The organism is Kitasatospora sp. NPDC048545 (assembly GCF_040651155.1).
In the GTDB taxonomy this organism is placed as follows: Bacteria; Actinomycetota; Actinomycetes; order Streptomycetales; family Streptomycetaceae; genus Kitasatospora.
Window position 1 is genome coordinate 1 of sequence record NZ_JBEZIQ010000096.1, and the last position, 22,301, is coordinate 22,301.

Sequence of the window (22,301 nt, forward strand, 5' to 3'; positions counted from 1 at the left end):
CTGGCTGCACATCGACACCGCGGAGTCGGGCACCACGGCGTACGACAAGCTGACCGTGTCGGTCAACGGCACCACGCTGAAGACCTACTCCAACGTGGACGCCGCGGCGGGCTACCAGCAGCGCACCTTCGACCTCTCGGCCTACGCGGGCCAGACGGTCACCGTGAAGTTCAACGGCGTCGAGGACTCCTCGCTGCAGACGAGCTTCGTCATCGACGACACCTCCGTCCAGACCGGCTGAACCCGGGTCGGCTCCCCCTGAGGGGCCGGTGAATCAGGACAGGTGAGGGGCCCGGCGGCTACGGCTGCCGGGCCCTTGCCGTGTCCGGCGGCGGGTCGGGCCCGCCACCGGTGGGCGGTGGTGTGGTGGTGGGGTGGAGGTCGGTGTGGCGGGTGGCGGGCCGCGGCGGACGGCGATGCAGAAACGTATCTTCCCAGGGCCTTGACGGTGTCTCCCGGCGACCCTAGGTTCAGCGCTGCAAGTTTCCGGCAAGTTACAGAAACTTCCTGCAGGCTTCACCTCCGGCTGCCCACCCCCAGCCACCCCCAGGAGACGACGTGGTCACCACCCCCACCCGCCGGCCCGCCCGCGCGGCCGGCGCACTCGCCGCCTCGGCGGCGCTCGCGCTCTCGCTCGGCACCGCCGTCGGCGCCGCCCCCGCAGCCCAGGCCGCCCCGCCCGCGAACAACGGAAAGGACGTCACCGCGACCCTCTTCGAGTGGCGCTTCGACTCCGTCGCCCAGGCCTGCACCTCGACGCTCGGCCCGAAGGGCTACGGCTTCGTCGAGGTCTCGCCGCCCCAGGAGCACATCCAGGGACCGCAGTGGTGGACCTCCTACCAGCCGGTCAGCTACCGGATCGCCGGACGGCTCGGCGACCGCACGTCCTTCAAGAACATGGTCGACACCTGCCACGCGGCCGGGGTCAAGGTCATCGCCGACGCGGTGGTCAACCACATGTCGGCCGGCTCCGGCACCGGTACCGGCGGCACCGCGTACAGCAAGTACGACTACCCCGGCACCTACCAGGACCAGGACTTCCACTCCTGCCGCCAGCCGATCGGCAACTACCAGGACCGCTCGAACGTCCAGAACTGCGAGCTGGTGAACCTCGCCGACCTGGACACCGGCAGCTCCTACGTCCAGACCACCATCGCGCACTACCTCGACGACCTCGGCTCGCTCGGGGTGGACGGCTACCGGATCGACGCGGCCAAGCACATCGCCGCCGCCGACCTCGCCGCGATCAAGGCCAAGACGGCCGACCCCAAGGCCTACTGGGTCCAGGAGGTCATCTACGGCGCGGGCGAGCCGATCCAGCCGTCCGAGTACACCGGCAACGGCGACGTGGACGAGTTCCGGGTCGGCACCGACCTCAAGCGCATCTTCACCGCCGACAAGCTCGCGAACCTCAACGGCTGGGGCGCCTCCTGGGGCTACCTGCCGAGCAGCCAGGCGCGCAGCTTCCTCGACAACTGGGACACCGAGCGCAACGGCTCCACCCTCAACTACACCTACGGCAACACCTACACGCTGGCCAACGTCTTCCTGCTGGCCTCCACCTACGGCTCGCCGAACGTCTACTCCGGCTACTCCTTCACCAACAAGGACGACGGCCCGCCCAACGGCGGCACCGTCAACGCCTGCTACCAGGACGGCTGGAACTGCACCCACGCCTGGCGGCAGGTCGCCAACATGGTCGGCTTCCGCAACGCCGTGGCGGGCACCGGGGTGACCGACTGGTGGTCCAACGGCAACAACGCGATCGCCTTCGGCCGCGGCAACAAGGGCTACGTCGCGCTCAACCACGAGAGCGGCGCGATCACCCGGACCTTCCAGACCGGGCTGCCGGCCGGCACCTACTGCGACGTCCAGCACGGCGACCCGCAGCCGGGCGGCGGCTGCACCGGCCCGACCTACCAGGTCGGCGCCAACGGGCAGTTCACCGCGACGGTGGGCGCGGGCGACGCGGTCGCGCTGTACGTCCAGCCGGGGGCGGGCGTCTCCGGTGCCTCGTTCGACGTCAACGCGACCACCGCGTACGGGCAGGACGTCTACGTGGTCGGCGACGCCGCGGCGCTCGGCGGCTGGGACCCGGCGAAGGCACTGCCGCTGTCCTCCGCCGGCTACCCGGTCTGGTCGCTGGCGCTCTCGCTGCCGGCCGGGACCTCCGTCCAGTACAAGTACGTCCGCAAGGACGCTAGCGGCGCGGTGACCTGGGAGTCCGGTGCCAACCGGACGGCGACCGTGCCCGCCGGCGGGGTCGTCACGCTGAACGACACCTGGCGGCCGTGACCCTCCGCCGCAGCCCGGCGCCGTAGCCCCCGCACCCCGGAACCCCGTCAGCCTGGCCTGACGGGGTTCCCTCGTGCGGGTGGCCGCAGGCTCCGAAACCTCCGGCGGACGCGGGGGCGCTGGCACCATCGCGGGATGAGAACCACCCCCCTCGTCCTGGACCTCGAACTGTGCGGCGGCCGCTGGGACGGACACCGCAAGCGCGTCCACGCGGACGCCCCGCCGCCCGCCCTGCGGATGGTGCTCCGCGCCGAACTGCCCGCCGCCGAGAGCGGCGAGTACTGGCCCACCACCAGCGTCTACCGGCTGGAGGAGGACGGCGGGGTGCTGCGCTACCGGCACTCGCACGACGAGTGAGACGCGCGGGACTCGTGAAACGCGGGAGACGCGCAGGACACGCGAGACGTGCGAGACGTGCGAGACGTGTGAGACGAGCGAACGGCGCGGAGACGGATCAGCCGCGCCCGATGTACGGCATGGCCGTCGCCATCACGGTGGCGAACTGCACGTTGGCCTCCAGTGGCAGCGCGGCCATGTGCCGCACGGTCCGGGCGACGTCGGCCACGTCCATGGTCGGCTCGGGGGCGATCCGGCCGTCCGCCTGCCGGACGCCCGCGCCCATCGCCGCCGTCATGTCGGTCGCCGCATTGCCGATGTCGATCTGCCCGCAGGCGATCCGGTAGGGACGGCCGTCCAGGGACAGCGACTTGGTCAGGCCGGTGACCGCGTGCTTGGTCGCGGTGTAGGCGATCGAGTGCGGGCGCGGGACGTGCGCCGAGATCGAGCCGTTGTTGACGATCCGGCCGCCCTGCGGGTCCTGGGCCTTCATCTGCCGGAACGCCGCCCGGGCGCAGAGGAAGGCGCCGGTCAGGTTGAGGTCGACTACCGCCCGCCAGGCCTCGACCTCCAACTCCTCCACCGGGACGGCAGGGCCGAAGCTGCCGGCGTTGTTGAACAGCAGGTCCACCCGGCCGTGGCGCTCGACGGTCGCGGCGAACAGGGCGTCCACGGCGGCCGGGTCGGTGACGTCGGTCGGCACCACGTCGGCCGGAGCGCCGCAGAGCCGGGCGGTCCCGTGCAGCGGTTCGGCCCGTCGGCCGGCCAGCACGGGCAGCCAGCCGGCCGCGGCCAGTTCGACCGCGACGGCCCGGCCGACGCCGCTCCCGGCTCCGGTGACGACGGCGATCTGCTGGGGCATGGGGCTCTCCTCGGGGACGGTGTCGCCGGTGCTGCGGGGATGCCGGTGACGTCGGCTCGCTGAGATCGTTCCCGATCCGCGGGCCGCCGTCACTGGTCGGAAGCACCCAAGATCCGGCGCCCGGACGGGGCCGCCGCTGTGACCCCCGCGGTGACCCCTGCGGTGACCCCCGCCGCCCGGCCCCCGCCGCCCGACGGGAGTGGTGAAGGATTTTGCCTGATCGCGAACAAACATTGGATTTCCGGTGGTCACCGCGCAACCGGGCCACCCCGGCCCACGTCATAAGATCGCAGGAAGGCACGCCCCCGCGAGGGACGGCGGGCCACCACTCCGGGGGTCGTGCCAGCGTCGTGCCCCCGGGTCTGTCCGGCCCCACCGGGGGGCCGCCGCCCGGTCAGACGGACCGGGCGCGACATCGGTCGGAGAGTCCTCACCGTGCTTAGGCAGTCGTCCCGTTCCCGTGCCGTCCTGTCCGGCGCCGCCGTGCTCGCCCTGGCCGCCTCGCTCGCGGCCTGCGGCAGTTCCGGTGGTGGGAAGGGGGACAGCGCCAAGTCGGGTGCCTCCCCGGCCGCGAGCGGCAGCGCCCCGGGCACCCCGGCGGGCGGCGGCACGGGCACCCCGGACGGTGCGGCGCCTACGCCCGGCAAGGTGCTGATGCCGACCGGTCCGAACGCCAACCTCGCCAAGGCCCGGGACACCACGGCCGGACCGATCTTCCTGACCACCGTGACCGGCGCCAAGTCCGGTGTCTCCGGCAAGGTCTGGGTCTGGCTGCCGCCCGAGTACAACGACCCCAAGTTCGCCAAGACCGGCTTCCCGGTGCTCACCCTCTTCGCGGGCGGCCAGAGCAACGGCTACAACACCTGGACCGACAACCAGCTGCCCATCCAGGAGGAGAACGCGCGGCTGGTCAAGGAGGGCAAGGCCCACCCGTTCATCATGGTCATGCCGGTGCAGAACTTCAACGGCGACGAGAAGAACGCGCTGGACTGCTCCGACATCCCGGGCCAGCCCAAGATGGGCACCTGGATGGCCCAGGACATCCCGGACTTCGTCCGCGCCAACTTCCGCACCGTGCAGGGCCGCGACGGCTGGGGCGTGATGGGCGCCTCGACCGGCGGCTTCTGCAGCGCCAAGCTCGCCCTGCAGTACCCGGACGTCTACAAGGCCGCGGTGCCGATCGACGGCTACTTCATCCCGGACTCGGGCCTGTGGAAGGGCCACGACGCCGAGCGCGCGGCCAACAACCCCGACGTGCTGGTCGCTCAGGGCAAGGCCGACGTGAAGATGCTGGTCACCGCGGGCGGCGCCAACCCGTACGAGACCAAGGTGGTCAAGTCCTGGGTGGCCAAGGCCGCCGCGCCGGTGGGCATCACGTACTACGAGCAGCCCGGCGGCAAGCACCTGACCTCGGACTTCAAGAAGATGATCCCGGACACCCTGGAGTGGCTGAGCAAGAACCTGGCCGGGCCGGCGGCCGACTGAGGCCGTTCCCGCCGTTCCTGCCGTTCCTGCCGTTCCTGCCGTTCCCGCCGGGCCTCGGCCGCCGGGACGCCGGGGCGCCGGGGCGCCACCGCCGGGACCCCGTGCCCGCCCGGAGGCCTACCCCGGGCCCGCCCGCGGGCGGTCAGGGGAGCGCGGGCGGACGGGGCGAGGTGGACGGGCCGGGGGTTCCGGCCGAGGGGCGGGTCCTGGGCGGCCCGGTGACCGGGTCCCCCCAGCCGTCCTGGACCGCCTTCCGGAACCCCGACTGCCCGGCCAGGATCAACAGCTGCGGCAGCGCCACCGTCGGATCGTCGGGCTGCGGGTACGGCCGGGCCTCGGCCCGGACGAACAGCAGGGTGTAGGCCAGTTCGTCCGGGGTGACGAGCCGGAGCGCGGCATCCCGGCCGCGCGGGGTGACCGAGACCGGGTGCATCGCCCAGACCACCGAGCCGTCCGGCAGCTTCATGCCCACGCAGTCCTCGCCCTCCGGGCTCTTCGGGCCCGAGCTGCCCGGCATGGGCGTTCCGCACGGTGAGGTGGCGCCGCCGAGCGCCCCGGAGGGCCCGTCCAGGCGCCTGGTCACCGCGACCGTGCCGCCGTCCTTCCTGGTCAGCAGGAAGTTCTCCGAGCTGACGCCCCTGGATGCCTTTCCGATCTCCTCGGGCGGGTGGGCGCGCAGCAGGGCGAACAGGGCCGGGCTGCCCTCCGTGGCCACGCCGACGGTCGTCGTGCCGTCCGTCCCGTCCGCCGTCCAGTCGTCCGTCCCCCCGGCCGTCCCGCCGGCCATCGGGGACGGCGTGACCGTCGGCGTCGGCGACGCCGACGCGGACGGACTCGGCGCGACGGACGGCGCGACGGGCGCGCTCGCCGCCGGGAGGAGCACCCGGCCGTCGTGCTCCGCCGGGGACCGCCCGCGGACCGCCCAGCCCGCCGTGGCCAGCAGGCCCACCGCCGCCGCGGTCGCGACCGTCGCCAGCAGCCGGCGCCGGCGGCGCAGCCGGTTGCCGGAGCGGCGGACCTCCGGCAGTAGCTCCGGGGGAGCGGCCGGCTCCGGCTGGTCCAGGAGCGCGCGGAACAGCGCGCCCATGTCGTCGGCGTCGAACGCCGGATCGTCCCCGTTCAATCCCGATTCCCTCTCGTCTCTCGATCGTCGCTCGCTCGTCCCGGGCGACCGTTGCGCCCCTGCGCCCGGCTCCGGCGGTCGCGGCCCGGTCCCGTCGGCCGGCGGGTGTGGCCGGCCGGTTCGTGCGTCCCGTCCCCTCGTGCGTCCGGCCCCGCCCGGCCGGGCTCAGCCCGCCGCGATCTCCAGCAGTGAATCGCCGAGGATCACGCGCAACTGGGCCAGTCCCCGGCTGGTGTTGGACTTCACGGTGCCGGTGCTCTGCCGCAGGGCCGCCGCCGTCGCCTCGACCGACTGGTCCTCCCAGAACCGCAGCACCAGCGCCGCCCGGTAGGCCGGGGTGACCTTGGCGAGCGCGGCCAGCAGGGCCAGCCGGCGTTCCGGGTCGGCCGGGGCCGCGGCCCGCGGCCCGGTCGCCGGCGGCTCCGGCAGGTCCGGCGAGGGCAGTTCGTGCGAGCGGCGCAGGCGCCGGGTGTCGATGTAGGTGCGGACCAGCGTGGTCCGGGCGTATCCGGCCGCGGACTCCGGGTCGCGCAGACGGCCCCAGCGCGAGTACAGCTTCACCAGCGTGGTCTGCGCGAGGTCCTCGGCGAGGTGCCAGTCGCCGCAGAGCAGGTAGCCGGTGCGGCGCAGCGCGGCGTACCGCCCCGCGACGAACTCGTCGAACGACTGCTCCTGCTCCGGTGACATGCGGCCTCGCTGTTCCCCTGGACTCCCGGGCGCGCCCGGTGCGCGGGCCCTCGCCCGGTAGCACGGGACGGGCGCCGCAGGGCGTTGCGTCCGCTCCGATAAACGTTCTGACCTGCGCGTCAATCGGACATTGATTCGCTTCTGATCGACTGCGGGCACCTTGGCTGGGGTGGTCCTCACCGGCCGCCACCACCCGTCCCGCCCCAAGCCGTGAAGAGAGTCCCATGCCGATCCACCTGCTGCCCCAGCCCGCCCCCGCCGTGCCCGCGCAGGGACAGCCCGGCGTCGCCCCCCGTGGTGCGGACGCGCGCGGGCGCACCACGGACGACGACCCGGCCACCGTGCGGTTCGCCGGGCTGCGGCTCGTGCACGCCGCGCTGCGCCGGGACCTCGCCCGGCTGCCCAACGCGCTGCGGCTGCTCCAGCCCGACGAGGAGGACAAGGGGGAGGCGCTGCTGCGGCACTGGACCTTCATGACCGCGATGCTGACCTGCCACCACGAGCAGCAGGACACCCGGATCTGGCCGATCGTGCGCCGCTTCGCGCCCGAGCTGCGGCTGCTGCTCAACTGGCTGGAGGCCGACCACCACAACCTCGACCACTCGTTCACCCGGGTCACCACGCTGGTCCGGATCGCCAGCCGGGACACCGGCAGCGCCTGGCCGGTCGCGTACGCGATGGAGGACCTGGCGGCCCGGCTGGAGACCCACCTGCGCATCGAGGAGCGCCAGTTGCTGCCCCGGATGGAGCGGGTGGTGGCCGACGGCTCCCGGCTCGGCGGCCTGGGCGAGCTGCTGGACCTGCTGCGGGTGGCGGACGGACCCGGCACGGCGGACGCGCTGGCCTGGCTGCTGGACGGCGTCGATCCCGCTGCGGTGGAGCGGCTGCTGGCCGAGTGCGACGACGACGTGGCCCGCAACTGGCCGCACTGGCAGGCGACCTACCAGCGTTGCACCGCGCCGCTGTGGGGGCCGGGTGGCGGTGCGGAGGACGGCCCGGGGGAGGGCCTCGGGGGCGGCGCCGGCGGTGGCTTCGGCGGCCTGGGGAGCGTCGCCGACTGACCGCCGGCGTTTTCGCGGGCCTTCGATCTACGCGCGTGGCATGAGCCTCCGGCATATGCTGCAGCCCGTCGGACAGTCGGTCCGCCGGACAACTCCCGATGACCCCTAGGGGATTCGACCCACCGCTCTCGGGGTTCGATCGCCCGGCCGATCCGGGCTGCACCAGGGCAGGCCTCCCGCCGACGACCGATGGCTGGGCGTGTCCGGTCCACTACCGTCGAGGACATGACCACAGCGAGCAGCACTGCCAAGGCCCACCGCACCAGCCTCCGGACCCGCTTCCGGTTCGGCTCGGCGATCCTCGCCGCAGGCGCCGTCCTGACGCTCGGCGCCGGACTGGCCGCCTGTGAGGGCGGCGTGGCGCTCTGCCTCGACGACCACAAGTGCACCGTCGGCATCAAGACCGACGGCGCGGACGCCTCCAAGACCGTCAAGGTCTTCGGTGGCGACAACCCGATGAAGATGACGATCGCTCACATCACCGACAGCTCGGCTGAGGTGACCATCGGCGACACCAAGAAGACCGTCGACAAGGACTCCGAGACCGCCGTCGGCAACGTCAAGGTCACCATCCGCAAGGCGGACAAGGGCGACCACTTCGCCGAGGTGCACGTCGAGCGCGACTGACCGCTCCCCGGCGCCCACCCGCCGCCCTCGACCCTCCCCGGCGCCCCCGACCGCCTACTCCGGAAGGCGGTTGAGCCACTCCAACGGAGCGACCCGGATCGCCGTGTGCGGCGATCCGTCCCACTCCACCGGGAGGTCGGCCGCCTCCAGCGCGCCGACCACGACCCGTCCGATCCCCGCCGTCCGGCGCTCCGAGACCTCGGCCGGCTCCCCGTCGGAACGGAACACGCCGTAGCGCAGCATCAGCCCCTGTCCGGCGGCCGCCGACTCGGTGTCCTGCTGGTGGAAGAAGACGAACCCGGAGGAGTCCTCCTCGGCCTCGCCACCGATCTCCGCGTAACCGCAGCCCGCGCAGCAGGTGAAGTCCATGGCCGCGACGACGCCCTGGTCCTCCAGCGCGTCGAAGGCGTCGGCCAGGCGGTCCACGTCCGTGACCCGCGGCCACGTCGCCTGCTCGGCCAGCCGCGCGCTCCACAGCGGGGCGACGATCCGCTCCGCCTCCTCCGGGGTGAGCCCCTGGTCGTCGAGGACCTCGATCAGGGACTCGGCTATCTCGTCCGGCTCCTGGAAGCCGCACCGGATCAACTCGGCGGCCCGCTCCCGGGCTTCGCGCAGTACGTCGGGGGTGAGAGCCGTCTCCTGGGTCATGTCCGCATCCTCGCACCCGCCACCGACAGCCGGCCGGGAGGGCGGGGCCCGGCCCGACCGGGGCCGTCCGGGCCGTGGGGGCCGTGCGGTGCTACCGTCCGCCGGTGACCTCACTGCTGCAACCCCCGCTGATCACCCGGCTGCTGGCCGCCGAGAGCATCCTGATCGCCGGCGCCGGCGGCGGATTCGACGTGTACGCCGGGCTGCCGATCGCCCTCGCCCTGCGGGCCGCGGGCAAGCAGGTGCACCTGGCCAACTTCTCCTCCGCCGGCGGCGGATTCGACGTGTACGCCGGGCTGCCGATCGCCCTCGCCCTGCGGGCCGCGGGCAAGCAGGTGCACCTGGCCAACTTCTCCTTCACCCACCTCTACGGCCTGCCGTTGGAGGTATGGGCGGACCCCGACGTGGCCATGGTCCGGCCGGACACCCCGGGCCCCGAGGGCTACTTCCCGGAGCGCACGCTGGCCCGCTGGCTGCACCGGCACCGGATGCCCGACACCGTGTGGGCCTTCCCGTCGGTGGGCGTGCAGCCGCTGCGCGACGCCTACCGCTCACTCGTCGCCCGGCTGGGCGTCGACGCCGTCCTGCTGGTGGACGGCGGCACCGACATCCTGATGCGCGGCGACGAAGCCGGACTCGGCACCCCCGAGGAGGACATGGCCAGCCTGGCAGCGGTTGCCGGGCTCACCGAGGTACCCGAGCGGCTGGTCGCCTGCCTGGGCTTCGGCATCGACGCCTTCCACGGCGTCAACCACGCGCTGGTGCTGGAGAACCTCGCCGCGCTGGACCGGTCCGGCGGTTACCTCGGCGCCTTCTCCGTCCCGCGCGACAGTCGGGAGGGGGCGCTCTACCTGGACGCCGTCGAGCACGCCCGGGCCGCCTTCCCCGAGCACCCCAGCATCGTCAACGGCTCGGTGGCGGCGGCCCTGCGCGGCGAGTTCGGTGACGTCCGGTTCACCGAGCGGACCAAGGGCAGCGACCTGTTCGTCAACCCGCTGATGGCGGTCTACTTCGGCGTCACCGTCGAGGCGCTGGCCGCCGAGCACCTCTACCTGGACCGGCTGGAGCGGACCGTGGTGACCCGCCAGATCGCCACCGTCATCGCGGAGTTCCAGGACGAGCTTCCCCGGCAGCGGCCGCCCCGGCAGTTCCCGCACTGACCGCACCGGCCGGCCCGGGCGGCGCGGTGCCTCAGAGCGCGGCGAGCCGGAACTCCAGGTTCCCGAAGCGCACCTGGTCGCCCGGGCCGACCCGGACGCCGCCCGCGATCCGGCGTCCGTTGACGTGCGTCCCGTTGGTCGAGCCGAGGTCGTACAGTACCCAGCAGCCGTCCTCGTGCCGGAGTTCGGCGTGGTTCCGGGAGACCGAGGCGTCGTGCAGTCGCAGCCCCGAGCCGGGGATCCGGCCGATCGTCAGCAGTGCGGCGCCGGCCTGCGGCAGACTCAGCCCGGGCAGCCGCTCGGTGCGCCAGGCCCGGTTCAGCCGGTCTCCGAAGCCGGAGACCCGGCCGACCGTGCGCAGCACGAACCGTTCGACCGGCCCACCGGTCGGCAGCCCGGCCACCGCCGCGTCCAACTCGCCGCGGCTGGTGGCCTGCAGGACGATGTCCATCCGGCCGAGGAAGGTGTCGTGCGAGAGCCGCCCACTGCCCGCGCCGTCCTTCAGCACCCCGAGCGCCTGGTCCCGTTCGGCGTCGGAGGGCCGGTGCCGGCCGGTGGGGAACTCAGGAGGCGTCATGGCCGAATTGTCGGCTCGGCCGACTCGGGCTGTCCAGATCACGCCGTCCGCGGGCGCGTGGTTCGTACGTCACGGCAGTCCAGACGCCGCCCCCGGCCACGCGGTTCCGCGTCGTTCGGGCAGGCCGTACGGGTCGTCAGGCCTTGCGGGCGGCGGTCAGGATCTTCTCGGTGGTGTGCAGGAACCGGGAGGTGACCGAGCCCCGGTACTCCTTGCCGAACATGTCCTTGGTGACCCACTTGCCGTCCTGCAGGTGGATCACCACGTAGGCGGCCCCCGGACCGGCGCCGAGCACCTCGACGTCGCCCTTCGGCGAGCGGTGCGGGAGGGCGAGTCCGGCGGGCAGCGGCTCGGAGAGGAAGGCGACCACCAGCCGGACGTCCGGTGTCACCTCGACGCCCCGGAAGGGCTCGGCGGCGAGCAGGTCGGCGACCTCGTCCACCGTCCGCAGCATCACCGGCACCGGGTACCCGAGCGCCTGCTCCAGGTGCTCCTCGATCCGCCCGGTCAGCGCGGCGCGCTCGGCCGGGCCGGCCGGCCCGTCGGTGGTGAAGAAGACGTTGCCGCTCTGGATGTACGAGCGGACGTCCGCCAGCCCCAGTTCGGCGAAGAGCGCCCGCAACCGCTCCATCTTCACCGTCCGGCCGCCGACGTTGATGGCCCGCAGGAACGCGATGTACGTGGTCGTGGTGGTCACCCCGTCAGTGTGACACCGGCCTGTGACACCGGCCTGTGACAGCGGTCCGTGGGACGGCACCGGCCCGCGGTGCCGCCCGGCCGGTGCCGCCCGACCGGCGCCGCGCGGACGGCGGTCGTCGGTGCCCGGTGCCAGACTGGCGCCATGGCTACCTGGCAGGATTTCGAGCAGCAGGCTCCCGATCTGGCGCCCCTGGTGCGGGCCCGCTTCGAGGCCAACAAGCACCACGTCCTGGCGTCGCTGCGCAAGGACGGTTCGCCCCGGGTCAGCGGGACGGAGGTCGAGTTCGTCGGCGCCGACCTGTGGATCGGGTCGATGTACGGCGCGGTCAAGGCGCGCGACCTCCAGCGCGACGCCCGCTTCGCCCTGCACGCGCACCCGGGGGACGAGACCATGGCCGGCGGGGACTCCAAGGTCTCCGGCCGGGCGGTCGAGATCACCGACGAGGCCGAACTCGCCGCGTTCGCCGCCGATCTGCCCCAGCCGCCGCCCACCCCGTTCCACGCCTTCCGGCTGGAGCTCGACCAGGTGGTGCACACCGCCGTCGAGGGCGAGCACCTGCTGGTCCACAACTGGCACCCGGGCCGCCCGGTGGAGACGGTCCGGCTGCACTGACCGGCCGGGCGGCCCGACCGGTCAGCGGGCGGGGCTCACGGCAGGACGGACTTGAGGGCGTCGGGGGTGCGGGCCACCACGGCGTGCCCGTCGTCCGCGGTGATGATCGGGCGCTGGATCAGGATGGGGTGCTCGGCCATCGCCGCGATCCAGCGGGCCCGCTCACCCGCTTCCCGGGGCCAGTCCTTCATCCCCAGGTCCTTCGCGACCTGCTCGTCGGTGCGGGTGATGTCCCACGGCTCCAGGCCGAGGCGCTCCAGTACCTGCTCCAGCTCGGCCGCGGTCGGCGGGTCCTCCAGGTAGCGTCGCACGGTGTACTCGACCCCGGCGGCGGTCAGCTCGCCGAGCGCGGTCCGGCACTTGCCGCAGCGCGGGTTGATCCAGATTTCCATGCGGGCCAGCCTACCGAGCCGGCCCCGGGCCCCGCCCCGCCGTGAACCGGCGCCGAACCGCCCCGGCCCGCACCGGCGGCGAACCGCCGCGGCACGCACCCGCCGGGCACCCGCCGGGCACCGGACCGTCCCGGACGGGAACTCCGGCCCGCCCGCCGGTGGTTCACGAACCAGGACGGGCGATCCCGTGATCTCGGGAGGGGAGAACCGCGTGGACGGTGCGACGATCATCGAGCTGCTGACGGAGACCGGGGTCAAGGCCGATCCGTACCCGCTGTACGCGAAGGCACGGGAGCTGGGCCCGGTGGCCCCGGCCGGGGACGGGGTGTTCGTGGTCAGCGGCTACGCGGCCGTCAACAGGGTGCTGCGCACGCCCGCCTTCGGCGTCGCCACCGCCGACATGATGGCGGGCCTGGCTCCGGAGTTCCTCGCGCACTCCTCGCTCGCCCTCTTCGGCCGCTCGATCCTCCAGCGCAACGCCCCCGACCAGCCCCGCGTCCGCTCGCTGATCGCCTCGGTGTTCACCGCCCGCAGGGTCGCCGCGCTGCGTCCGGCCGTGGAGACGGCGGTGGCCCGGCTGCTGGAGGCGATGGCCGGGCAGGGCGCCGACGGCTCGCCGGTGGACTTCATGGACGCGTTCGCCTACCGGCTGCCGGTCGGGGTGATCTGCGAGCTGCTCGGTGTCCCCGAGCGGGACCGTCACCTCTTCCGCGGCCTGGCCTCCGACCTGACCGCCGTCCTGGAGATCAGCGAGGACCTCGGCGAACTGACCGCGGCCGACCGAGCGGCGGACGAGCTGTCCCGGTACTTCACGGAACTGGCCGCCGAGCGGTTGGCCCGCCCGCAGGACGACCTGGTCAGCGACCTCGCCCGGATCGCCGCCGACGACAGCGGGCGGCTCTCCGCCGAGGAACTGCTGGCCAACCTGGTGCTGCTGCTGGTGGCCGGCTTCGAGACCACCACCAACCTGCTCGGCAACGGCCTCGCCCTGCTGTTCCGCCACCCCGGGGCGGCCGCCGGGCTGCGCAACGGCGCGGTCGCCCCGGCCGGCTTCGCCGACGAGGTGTTGCGCTTCGACTCCCCGGTGCAGGCCACCGGGCGGGTCGCACTGGCCGAGGGCCTGGCCGTGGACGGGCTGCCCGTTCCGCTCGGCAGCGAGGTGACGCTGCTGATCGGCGCGGCCAACCGCGACCCGGCCCGGTACGAGCGCCCCGAGGAGTTCGACCCGACCCGCACCGACAGTCAGCCGCTCAGCTTCGGCGGCGGCCAGCACTTCTGCCTGGGCTCCCAGCTGGCCCGGCTGGAGGCGGAGGTCGCCGTGCCCGCACTGCTGGACCGCTTCCCGCGGCTCGCCCCCGGCGGTGTCGCCACCCGGCGGGACCGCCTGGTCCTGCGCGGGTACGAGACCCTGCCGGTGACCGTGCGCTGACCGCGTCCCGACCGCCGGCCACGCCCGGGGCCCGGACGGGCCGGCCCGGAGAACGGGACGTTCGGCCGTTCGTGACTGGGCCGTTCGTGGGAGAGCATGGAGGGACGAAACCGGCTATTCCGGACTCATAGTCCGGAGCGGCCACCGGCCAGGAGGTCCCGCCGTGCCCACAGCACCCCGCCCGTCGCGCCCCGCCGCGCTGGAGCCCCGGGTGCCGCGCTGGGTCCCGTGGCTCCCGGTCGTCCTGCTGGTGCTGGACCTGGTCGCGGAGGCGGTCGTCCCGGACGCCGTCGCCGCCGGCTTCCTGCTGACCGCGCTGCCCGTGGTGGCCGCGTTCAGCTACGGCCCGGTGCTGACCGCCACCGCCACCGTCGGCTCCCTGGTACTCCAGCTGCTCCTGGCCCTGCGTGCGGGCCACATCAACGAGCAGCACCACGTCTGGGTCTACATCGCCACGCTGCTCTCCGGCGTGATGGGCACCGCCCTGTCGTGGCAGCGCACCCGGCAGAACCGCAACCTGCTGCAGGCCCGCACCGTCGCCGAGACCCTGCAGCGGACCGTGCTGCGGCCGGTGCCCGAGCGGGCCGGCGGACTGCGGGTGGCCGGCCTCTACCGCTCGGCCCAGGCCGAGGTGCTGGTCGGCGGCGACCTGTACGAGGTGTGCGACACCCGTTTCGGCGTGCGGGTCCTGCTGGGCGACGTCCGGGGCAAGGGCCTCGGCGCGGTCCGTACGGTCGCCGACGTCCTCGGCGCGTTCCGGGCGGCCGCGTACGACACCCCGGGGCTGGTCGACCTCGCCGACCAGCTGGACCGCGCGGTCCTGCGCGACGCCGCCGACCGGGGCGACGACGAACTGTTCGCCACGGCCGTGCTGCTGCAGTACCGGCCGGGCTCCGACTGCGTGGAGATCGTCAACCGCGGCCACACCACCCCGCTGCTGCTGACCGGCGGCGCGATAGCCCCGGTGTCCTGCACCGACGAGCTCCCGCTGGGCCTCGGCCACCTCGGGCCCGTCGAGGAGCGCGGCAAGCCGACCGCCGTCGCCCTGCCCCCGGGCCACACCGTGCTGCTCTACACCGACGGCGTCAGCGAGGCCCGGGACGCCACCGGAGCCTTCTACCCGCTGGCCCCGCGGCTCGCGGCCCTCGGCACCACCGCGCCGGACCGGCTGGTCTCCTTCCTGGCCGAGGACGTCCACCGGTACGCCGGCCTGCTCGCCGACGACCTCGCCGTCCTCGCCCTCACCCCGGACGTCCCGTAGCCCCGACGTTCATGGCCCGGCCGGTGTCCACACCCGGCCCGCCTGCCCAGCCTGCCCGGCCCCCGAACATCCGAAGCCCCCGCCCCGGTGAACGGTCCACCGGGGCGGGGGGCTTCGGAACGCCGTACGGCCTACAGGTCGTAGTAACACTCGAACATGTCTGACCTGCGGAGACAGGGGCCTTGTGGAGGATCGTTCCACAGCCGGTGCACACGCAGCGGTTTCAACGGATGAGACGAGTGGAGAAGCGCTGAGCATGATGTCCGGTCCGCGCGCGGACGCGGTCGTGGACGGTCGAGGTACGCGTCAGCTGCCCCGAAGACCCACCGCCAGGGTCAGTTCAAGGACCCGGTCTGGCGAGGCGAGATCCGGAAACAGCTCCCGCAGCTGCGACATCCGGTACCGGACTGTCTGCGGATGGACGAACAACGCCGCCGCCACCTCGTCCCGTCTGCCCTGGTGCAGCAGCCACGCCCGCAATGTCTCCTCCAGCCGCCGTGCGGTCGGGACAGGCACGGTCCGCAACGGTGCGAGGGCTCGGGCACGCAGGTCTGCGAACGCGTCCGCGTCGGCGCTCAGCACCAGCTCGGGCAGGTGTTCCTCGGTATCGCGAATATCGGAGGAGAGGGAGCGCGCACGTACGGCTCGTGCGTACGAGGCGGATGCACGGGTCCATGGCCGTGCCGGGCCGACCACGGCGGTGCGGTCGGTCAGCTGCCGCAAGAGGTGTGACCGGTCGGCGTCGGGGACGAGCAGCACACCGGTGGCGTCCGGCAGATCGTCGAGGACGAGAGTGCCCGGGTCGAGCAGGCGGTAGGCAGGCCGGGCCAGGGCGGCGGGCAGCAGGACCGCGGTCAGCGAAACCGGGGGCTGCCACCCGGCCCGTTGAACGGAGGCCAGCAGCACGTCCGGGCTCGCGCCGATGAGGAGGTCGCGGGCCAGGTGTTCCAGGTGGCGCTCGTGAGCCCTGCCCCGGGCGGCCAGTTCGTCGGCGTGGCCCGCGGCGCTCGCGGCGGAGAGCTCGTCGATGTAGGCGAAGGTCAGCTCGGCGAACTTGGCGACTTCGGCGGCGGGCAGACCTGCGGGTACGGCACCCGCCGCGAGGCATCGCCAGGCCACGCGGGCGCCGACGCGGTAGGCGCTGAGCAGGGCGTCCATCGAACGGCCGTCGCGCACCTCGCCACGGCCCAGCTCGTAGGCTGCGTCACCGGCGTCGCCACCCGTGGCGTTCCCGCTCGCGAGGTCCAGGTAGTGCCCCAGGGCGGTGCGGACGGCTCGGCGGATGGTGCCGCCCATGCGGCCCGAAAGGGCGTTCGCATAGGGAGGGACCTCGTCGATGATTGCCCGGACGACCTCGTCGGCGGTGGCCGTCAGCGCGGCCCGAAGCGCGGTGACCGTCGTCTCGTCCAGTACCAGCTCGCTGGCCCTCCGGATTGCATGGCTCACGTTCTTGTTCCCTGCGAACAATTCAGCCGACCAGATTTACGTCCTACGGTCAGGACTTTACGCCCTGAGGCGCAGCAAGCTGGAGTCATGACGAGTGCAGCCCTCCGCAGCAGGGCGTGGAAACTGCTGGAGATGGTCACGACGCCGCTGCTGCCGTCGGACTACCTCGACCTGGTCAGCCCGCTGCGTGCGGGCGCCGACCTGCGTGGGCGCATCGAGGCCGTGCACCCGGAGACGGCTGATGCCGCGACCGTCGTGATCAGGCCGGGACGGGGCTGGCGCGGCCACACGGCCGGTCAGTACGTGCGGATCGGGGTCGAGGTCGACGGGGTGCGCCTGTGGCGTGCCTACTCCATCACGTCACCGACGAACCGCCAGGACGGCCGCGTCACGATCACCGTGAAGGCGATCCCGGACGGCAAGGTCAGCAACCACCTGGTCCACAGGGCGACACCGGGCACGCTGATCCGGCTCGACCAGCCGACCGGTGACTTCGTGCTGCCGCCGGCCAGGCCTGCCAAGGTGCTCTACCTGACGGCGGGCAGTGGCATCACGCCCGTGATGGGCATGCTGCGCGGCATCGAGTTCGACGACGTCGTCATGATCCACTGCGCGCCACAGCCGCAAGACGTGATCTTCCGCAACGAACTGCACGACCTGGTCGCGGACAGGAAGCTGCGCCTCACCGAGGTGCACACCGACACGGACGGCAGGCTCGACATCGCCCGTCTCGGCGAACTCGTGCCCGACTGGGCCGAGCGCGAGACCTGGGCCTGCGGGCCCGCGGGCCTGCTCGACGCCGCAGAGGAGCACTGGACCGAGCACGGCGTCCGAGAGCGCCTGCACACCGAACGGTTCCGCCCCCGCATCGTCGTCGCCGGCGACGGCGGCGAGGTCACGTTCAGTGCCACCGGCAAGACCGTCGATGCGGACGGCGCCACGCCGTTGCTGGACATCGGCGAGGAAGCCGGCGTGCTGATGCCCTCCGGGTGCCGCATGGGCATCTGCTTCGGCTGCGTCACGCCGCTCAAGGCGGGCGCCGTCCGCGACCTGCGCACCGGCGAGATCACCGAGGCCGAGCCGGGCGTCCTCATCCAGACCTGCGTGTCCGCCGCGGCGGGCCCCTGCGACATCGAACGGTAGAGGCACCTTGACCGCCATCGACCCCACCGCCCACCTGACCGCGGAGCAGATCGAGGAGCTCGGCCGCGAGCTGGACGCGATCCGCGACGAGGTGATCGCCAGCCGTGGCGAGAAGGACGCCGCCTACATCCGCAAGGTCATCTCGGCGCAGCGCAAGCTCGAACTGGCCAGCAGGGGCGTGCTGCTGTTCTCGATCTTCCCGCCCGCGTGGCTGCTCGGCACCGCCGGCCTGTCCGTGGCGAAGATCATGGACAACATGGAGATCGGCCACAACGTCCTGCACGGCCAGTGGGACTGGATGCGGGACCCGAAGATCCACTCCACCACCTGGGAGTGGGACCACGTCTCGCCGGCCGAGCAGTGGAAGCACTCGCACAACGAGCTGCACCACACGTACACCAACGTGATCGGCAGGGACAACGACCTCGGCTACGGCATCATGCGCGTCGACGAGGACCAGAAGTGGCACCCGCTCCACCTCGGCCAGCCGTTGTGGAACCTCGTCAACGCCTGCTTCTTCGAGTACGGCATCGCAGCGTACGACCTCGAACTCGGCAAGAACCTGCACAAGCGCCGCCGCAGGAACCCGGAGTTCCGCGCGCGGGCCAAGGCCGTGGGCCGCAAGATCCGCAAGCAGGTGCTCAAGGACTACGTGATCCACCCGCTGCTGTCGGGCCCGTCGTTCCTCACCACGCTCGCCGCCACGTTCACCGCGAACGTGGTCCGCAACATCTGGTCCCACTCGGTGATCATGTGCGGGCACTTCCCGGAGGGCGTACAGGTCTTCGAGCGCCAGTCGGTCAAGGGCGAGACGCGCGGCCAGTGGTACCTGCGCCAGATGATGGGCTCGGCGAACATCAGCGGCAGCAGGGCCATGCACTTCATGACCGGCAACCTGTCGCACCAGATCGAGCACCACCTGTTCCCGGACCTGCCGAGCAACCGGTACGCCGAAGTCGCGGTGAAGGTGCGCGCACTGTTCGAAAAGTACGAGCTGGAATACGTCACCGGGCCGCTGCCCAAGCAGGTGCTCTCCGCGTGGCGCAAGGTCGTCCGGCTCTCGCTGCCGAACAAGAAGCCCAAGGTCAAGACACCGGCCCGCGACAAGGCGCTCGTCTCGGCCTGATTCCCGGTATTGGTTCAGATCTCTCGGCCGTACCCGGCGGCACCGCCGGGTACGGCCGCATTGGCCTGGAATCCACGACAGGCACTACACCGAACTCATGCCGAGATCGAACTCAGTGCACTCTCATTTCACATCGCGAGCCCCAGAGCGTTCGAGGTGAGTCGACCGGACCACGTTTCCGCAGGTCAGAGCCGTGCCGACCTGCGGAAACGATGAGGGGCCGAACTGTGTTTCCGCAGGTCGGAGGGCCTTTTACAGGTCGTAGTTCTGATCGAACATGCCTCTGACCTGTGGAAATAGGAGTCCCAAGGAAGATCATTTCACGACCAGTGCACACGCGGCGGCCTTGACGATGAGATGCGGTGAGAAGCGTCGGGCGAAGACCACGAGGTCGAGTCGGCGGCCCACTGCCTAGGCTGCGCAGTGTTACTGATCGTGAACGCCCGCAGAGGCAATGGGGGCACAGACCGCAGGCGAGGGTCAGCCAATCTCGCGGTCTCGCCGTTTAGGAGGAAAGCCTCGGAGCGGGTTCACAAAGCACAGTAGGACCGATCGTCACGCCCCGGCGGCCTCGGCTCCGGAAGCAGCCCGACGTCGGCACTCCGTCGGCAGACGGCGCCCCTGGCCGCCGGGTTCCACGACGAGCGGGTGTTCTGGGGCCCGCCGCAGGGCGGCGAGGACGGCCACTACATACCCGATGGGCTCCCTGAGACGGTGGTCGCCATCAGACCGGCCACCGCGCTGGCCGACATGCTGCGGGCCTAGAAGTTCGCTGAAGATCTTGCTGGTGGAAGGGGCGTCCTCGATGGGATGCCTCTTCCCTTGCTAGGCGGCGGGGGTGGGGGTCCAGGTGTGGCCGGTGTGGGTGAGGCCGAGGGCTGAAGCGCGGCTGTGGAGCCAGGTGTTGTTCCTGAGGACGCCTCGCGAAGCTGCCCGAGGAAGCATGGGAGGCCTCACTGAAGCAGAACGGAGACCTCCAGGAGGGCTACTTCATCGCCGAGTTGAGCGACCTGAACGCCCGAGGGCTGCCCTGAGGGCATGCGGCTGATCGCCCGCCGGGTCAAGCCGTCCGGGCGGCAGGCCAAGAAGTTCACCGGCGATGGGCCTGCACAGCCTGTCCTCGCCGAGGGCTCCGAGTAGTAGTCATGCCGCTCAAGGTCAGTGTGATCTCGCCCTGAGATCGCACCGGCCTTCGGGCTCACCACGGAGGTCTGACGAGCTGTCAGATAGAGATGGAGACTGCCACGTGGCGCCATTGGTCGAGTTCACGCCGCACCAGGTCCAGCTTCGCCTCGACGCGATCGACCGCGTCCGTGCCCAACTGGAGGCGCAGCGGCGGCTCGGCGGCCTCGGTGACGTCGACGATGGCCTTGGCAGCCTTCACCGGGTCGCCCGGCTGGCGGCCGTTGTAGTAGGCCAGCGCCTCGCGCACCGGGCCCGCGCCGGCGGTGTAGTCGGCGATGGTGGTCGGCTCGGTCCGGAAGCTTTTCTCGCTCAGGAAGTCCGTGCGAAGGCCGCCCGGCTCGACGACCGTGACGCGGACGCCGAGGGGGGCCAACTCGCCGTGCAGTGCCTCGGAGATGCCTTCGAGGGCGAACTTCGACGCAGCGTACAGGCCCCCCGCCGGGGCGGTGGCGAACCCGCCCACCGAGCCGATGTTCAGGACGTGCCCGGACCGCTGGGCACGCAGGGTCGGCAGCGTCGCCTTCAGCGTGTTGAGCACGCCGAACACGTTGACGTCGAACAACGCCCGAGCGGCCTCGTCCGAGGTCTCCTCGATCGCGCCGACGAGGCCGTAACCGGCATTGTTGACCACGACGTCGATCCGCCCGAACTTGGCCAGGCCGGCGTCGACGGCGGCCGTCAGCTGCTTCGGGTCGGTCACATCCGCGTCCACCGCCAGTAGTGCGTCCGGCTTGTGCGGGTGGGCCTTGAGCACCGCCGATGCGTCCCGCGCAGTAGCGATCACCTGATGCCCTCGGTCCAGCGCCTCGCGGGCGAGCTCCGCTCCGAGCCCTCGCGATGCCCCGGTGACAAACCAAACACTCATGTTCTCTCCAGATCTGATGGACTGTCGGTTCGACAGTAACTTCTAGAGTCAGGTCTAGATCAACAGCTAGGTGAAAGAGGGGTGTTCATGAGCTTGAGCATCGGTGAGGTGGCACAGCGCAGTGGACTGAGCGTGCACGCGCTGCGGTTCTACGAGCGGGAGGGCCTGTTCGCCAACCCGGTACGCCGTCTGTCCAATGGGCGCCGGACCTACTACGAGGAAGACCTGGAGTGGCTGGCGATCTGCACCAAGCTGCGCTCCTCCGGCATGTCCCTGGCGATGATCCGGGAGTACATCGAGCTGGTCCGCCAGGGCACGGGCAACGAACACCAGCGGCTTGAGCTGCTGCGCCGGCACCAGGACCAGGTGGAGGCGCAGATCCGGGAGTTGCAGGGGACGCTGGACGTGATGCGGCTCAAGGTGCGGATCTACGAGGACCACCTGGCCCGTGGTGAGGCCGACCGGTTGTGGAACCCGTCCCACCCGGACACCGAGCCGTGCGCGGACCGGGTGGACCGGGTGGAGCACTTCTGCGAGGTCACGTCCGGTTGACTGGGAGGGTCCGCGCCGCGCGCACGGCAGGTCTGCTGGCGCTGGTCGAGCCCGACGAGCGCGGCGAGCCGATGTCCCCGCTGCGCTGGACCACCAAGTCCACCCGCCACCTCGCCGACCAGCTCACCCGCCAGGGGCACCGGATCTCGGCGGACACGGTCGGGGACCTGCTGCGCGAGGAGGGCTTCAGCCTCCAGGGCAACGCCAAGACCATCGAAGGCCGCCAACACCCCGACCAGGATGGCCAGTTCCGCTACATCAACGAACAGGTCAAGGCCCACCAGACGGGTGGCGACCCGGTGGTCAGCGTGGACACGAAGAAGAAAGGCTCGTCGGCCCCTACAAGAACGGCGGCCGGGAGTGGGAGCGCGCCGGCGAACCAGTCGAAGTCTCCACCCATGACTTCCCTGACAAGGAACTGGGCAAGGCGATCCCGTACGGCATCTATGGCACTGACCCTTGCCGAGTCCGCGAAGCTCTCGGAGAACGACCTTCAGCGGGGCGTGATCGAGACGTTCATCCAGCAGTCGCCGATCCTGGGCCGACTGCCGCTGATCAGCTTCGACGGCCCCGCCTACCAATACAACGAGGAAGCCGCGCTGCCTGGTGTCTCATTCCGTGGCGTCTACCAGGCTTACTGACATCAGCTCTTTGGGGTGATGGATCTGCCGTTTCGCTGAGGGACGGTCACCTGCCGCTGTAGACCGTCTGGCATGCGATATGCGGATG

Annotated in this window: 21 protein-coding genes and 2 pseudogenes; 14 read left to right on the forward strand and 9 right to left on the reverse strand. The window is 71.9% G+C overall.

Annotation, left to right across the window (positions count from 1 at the left end; all coding sequences use genetic code 11):
• The 3 genes and pseudogenes from AB0D10_RS44130 to AB0D10_RS44140 all read left to right on the forward strand — a co-directional run.
• Positions 1-241 (forward strand): annotated as a pseudogene (locus tag AB0D10_RS44130) (hypothetical protein); the annotation flags it as partial.
• Between the two features lie 317 nt (positions 242-558).
• Positions 559-2,295 (forward strand): carbohydrate-binding module family 20 domain-containing protein, encoded by a 1,737-nt coding sequence (locus AB0D10_RS44135; RefSeq protein ID WP_360268067.1) that lies wholly within the window; start codon positions 559-561, stop codon positions 2,293-2,295.
• A gap of 135 nt (positions 2,296-2,430) precedes the next feature.
• Positions 2,431-2,652, forward strand: a complete 222-nt coding sequence (locus AB0D10_RS44140) for a hypothetical protein (RefSeq protein ID WP_360268070.1) — start codon at positions 2,431-2,433, stop codon at positions 2,650-2,652.
• A gap of 97 nt (positions 2,653-2,749) precedes the next feature.
• Here the strand turns inward: AB0D10_RS44140 and AB0D10_RS44145 are convergent, their stop codons facing one another.
• A complete protein-coding gene (locus AB0D10_RS44145) occupies positions 2,750-3,493 on the reverse strand; it encodes an SDR family oxidoreductase (RefSeq protein WP_360268073.1) in 744 nt (247 codons plus the stop codon).
• Positions 3,494-3,928: 435 nt separating this feature from the next.
• On the opposite strand from AB0D10_RS44145, the gene AB0D10_RS44150 reads away from it, so the two are divergent.
• On the forward strand, positions 3,929-4,978 hold the full coding sequence (locus tag AB0D10_RS44150; RefSeq protein WP_360268076.1) for an alpha/beta hydrolase-fold protein: 1,050 nt from the start codon (positions 3,929-3,931) through the stop codon (positions 4,976-4,978).
• A 142-nt stretch (positions 4,979-5,120) separates the two neighbouring features.
• Here AB0D10_RS44150 and AB0D10_RS44155 read toward each other — a convergent pair whose 3' ends face one another.
• Positions 5,121-6,101 (reverse strand): hypothetical protein, encoded by a 981-nt coding sequence (locus tag AB0D10_RS44155; RefSeq protein ID WP_360268079.1) that lies wholly within the window; start codon positions 6,099-6,101, stop codon positions 5,121-5,123.
• 165 nt (positions 6,102-6,266) lie between these two features.
• Positions 6,267-6,788 carry a SigE family RNA polymerase sigma factor gene (locus tag AB0D10_RS44160; RefSeq protein ID WP_360268082.1) on the reverse strand — a complete coding sequence of 174 codons (522 nt, stop codon included), beginning with the start codon at positions 6,786-6,788 and terminating at the stop codon, positions 6,267-6,269.
• A 224-nt stretch (positions 6,789-7,012) separates the two neighbouring features.
• Between AB0D10_RS44160 and AB0D10_RS44165 the strand changes: the two genes are divergently transcribed.
• On the forward strand, positions 7,013-7,849 hold the full coding sequence (locus AB0D10_RS44165) for a hemerythrin domain-containing protein (RefSeq protein WP_360268084.1): 837 nt from the start codon (positions 7,013-7,015) through the stop codon (positions 7,847-7,849).
• A gap of 225 nt (positions 7,850-8,074) precedes the next feature.
• Positions 8,075-8,476 (forward strand): hypothetical protein, encoded by a 402-nt coding sequence (locus tag AB0D10_RS44170; RefSeq protein WP_360268087.1) that lies wholly within the window; start codon positions 8,075-8,077, stop codon positions 8,474-8,476.
• 54 nt (positions 8,477-8,530) lie between these two features.
• Here AB0D10_RS44170 and AB0D10_RS44175 read toward each other — a convergent pair whose 3' ends face one another.
• Positions 8,531-9,124 carry a hypothetical protein gene (locus tag AB0D10_RS44175; protein WP_360268090.1) on the reverse strand — a complete coding sequence of 198 codons (594 nt, stop codon included), beginning with the start codon at positions 9,122-9,124 and terminating at the stop codon, positions 8,531-8,533.
• 104 nt (positions 9,125-9,228) lie between these two features.
• Between AB0D10_RS44175 and AB0D10_RS44180 the strand changes: the two genes are divergently transcribed.
• Positions 9,229-10,284, forward strand: a complete 1,056-nt coding sequence (locus AB0D10_RS44180; RefSeq protein WP_360268093.1) for a DUF1152 domain-containing protein — start codon at positions 9,229-9,231, stop codon at positions 10,282-10,284.
• A 31-nt stretch (positions 10,285-10,315) separates the two neighbouring features.
• Here the strand turns inward: AB0D10_RS44180 and AB0D10_RS44185 are convergent, their stop codons facing one another.
• On the reverse strand, positions 10,316-10,861 hold the full coding sequence (locus tag AB0D10_RS44185) for a DUF1707 and FHA domain-containing protein (RefSeq protein ID WP_360268095.1): 546 nt from the start codon (positions 10,859-10,861) through the stop codon (positions 10,316-10,318).
• A gap of 136 nt (positions 10,862-10,997) precedes the next feature.
• Complete coding sequence (locus AB0D10_RS44190; protein WP_360268098.1) at positions 10,998-11,558, reverse strand: DUF1697 domain-containing protein; 561 nt, start codon at positions 11,556-11,558, stop codon at positions 10,998-11,000.
• A gap of 144 nt (positions 11,559-11,702) precedes the next feature.
• On the opposite strand from AB0D10_RS44190, the gene AB0D10_RS44195 reads away from it, so the two are divergent.
• On the forward strand, positions 11,703-12,173 hold the full coding sequence (locus tag AB0D10_RS44195) for a pyridoxamine 5'-phosphate oxidase family protein (RefSeq protein WP_360268101.1): 471 nt from the start codon (positions 11,703-11,705) through the stop codon (positions 12,171-12,173).
• Between the two features lie 35 nt (positions 12,174-12,208).
• Here the strand turns inward: AB0D10_RS44195 and AB0D10_RS44200 are convergent, their stop codons facing one another.
• Positions 12,209-12,565, reverse strand: a complete 357-nt coding sequence (locus tag AB0D10_RS44200) for an arsenate reductase family protein (RefSeq protein WP_360268105.1) — start codon at positions 12,563-12,565, stop codon at positions 12,209-12,211.
• Positions 12,566-12,776: 211 nt separating this feature from the next.
• Here AB0D10_RS44200 and AB0D10_RS44205 point away from each other — a divergent pair, with 211 nt between their 5' ends.
• Positions 12,777-13,994 carry a cytochrome P450 gene (locus AB0D10_RS44205; protein ID WP_360268108.1) on the forward strand — a complete coding sequence of 406 codons (1,218 nt, stop codon included), beginning with the start codon at positions 12,777-12,779 and terminating at the stop codon, positions 13,992-13,994.
• Between the two features lie 163 nt (positions 13,995-14,157).
• Complete coding sequence (locus tag AB0D10_RS44210; RefSeq protein ID WP_360268111.1) at positions 14,158-15,255, forward strand: PP2C family protein-serine/threonine phosphatase; 1,098 nt, start codon at positions 14,158-14,160, stop codon at positions 15,253-15,255.
• Positions 15,256-15,561: 306 nt separating this feature from the next.
• On the opposite strand, the gene AB0D10_RS44215 is transcribed toward AB0D10_RS44210, so the two are convergent.
• Positions 15,562-16,701, reverse strand: a complete 1,140-nt coding sequence (locus AB0D10_RS44215) for a helix-turn-helix domain-containing protein (RefSeq protein ID WP_360268114.1) — start codon at positions 16,699-16,701, stop codon at positions 15,562-15,564.
• An 87-nt stretch (positions 16,702-16,788) separates the two neighbouring features.
• Between AB0D10_RS44215 and AB0D10_RS44220 the strand changes: the two genes are divergently transcribed.
• Together AB0D10_RS44220 and AB0D10_RS44225 are read left to right on the forward strand one after the other, a co-directional pair.
• Positions 16,789-17,844 carry a ferredoxin reductase gene (locus AB0D10_RS44220; RefSeq protein WP_360268117.1) on the forward strand — a complete coding sequence of 352 codons (1,056 nt, stop codon included), beginning with the start codon at positions 16,789-16,791 and terminating at the stop codon, positions 17,842-17,844.
• A 7-nt stretch (positions 17,845-17,851) separates the two neighbouring features.
• Complete coding sequence (locus tag AB0D10_RS44225) at positions 17,852-18,970, forward strand: acyl-CoA desaturase (RefSeq protein WP_360268120.1); 1,119 nt, start codon at positions 17,852-17,854, stop codon at positions 18,968-18,970.
• Between the two features lie 1,222 nt (positions 18,971-20,192).
• Here AB0D10_RS44225 and AB0D10_RS44230 read toward each other — a convergent pair.
• Complete coding sequence (locus tag AB0D10_RS44230; RefSeq protein ID WP_360268123.1) at positions 20,193-21,020, reverse strand: oxidoreductase; 828 nt, start codon at positions 21,018-21,020, stop codon at positions 20,193-20,195.
• 87 nt (positions 21,021-21,107) lie between these two features.
• Here AB0D10_RS44230 and AB0D10_RS44235 point away from each other — a divergent pair, with 87 nt between their 5' ends.
• Both AB0D10_RS44235 and AB0D10_RS44240 read left to right on the forward strand, forming a co-directional pair.
• Entirely contained in the window at positions 21,108-21,572 is a 465-nt protein-coding gene (locus tag AB0D10_RS44235; RefSeq protein WP_360268126.1) for a MerR family transcriptional regulator, read from the forward strand.
• Positions 21,573-21,604: 32 nt separating this feature from the next.
• A pseudogene (locus AB0D10_RS44240) lies at positions 21,605-22,020 on the forward strand (ISAzo13 family transposase); the annotation flags it as partial.
• Positions 22,021-22,301: the final 281 nt, after the last annotated feature.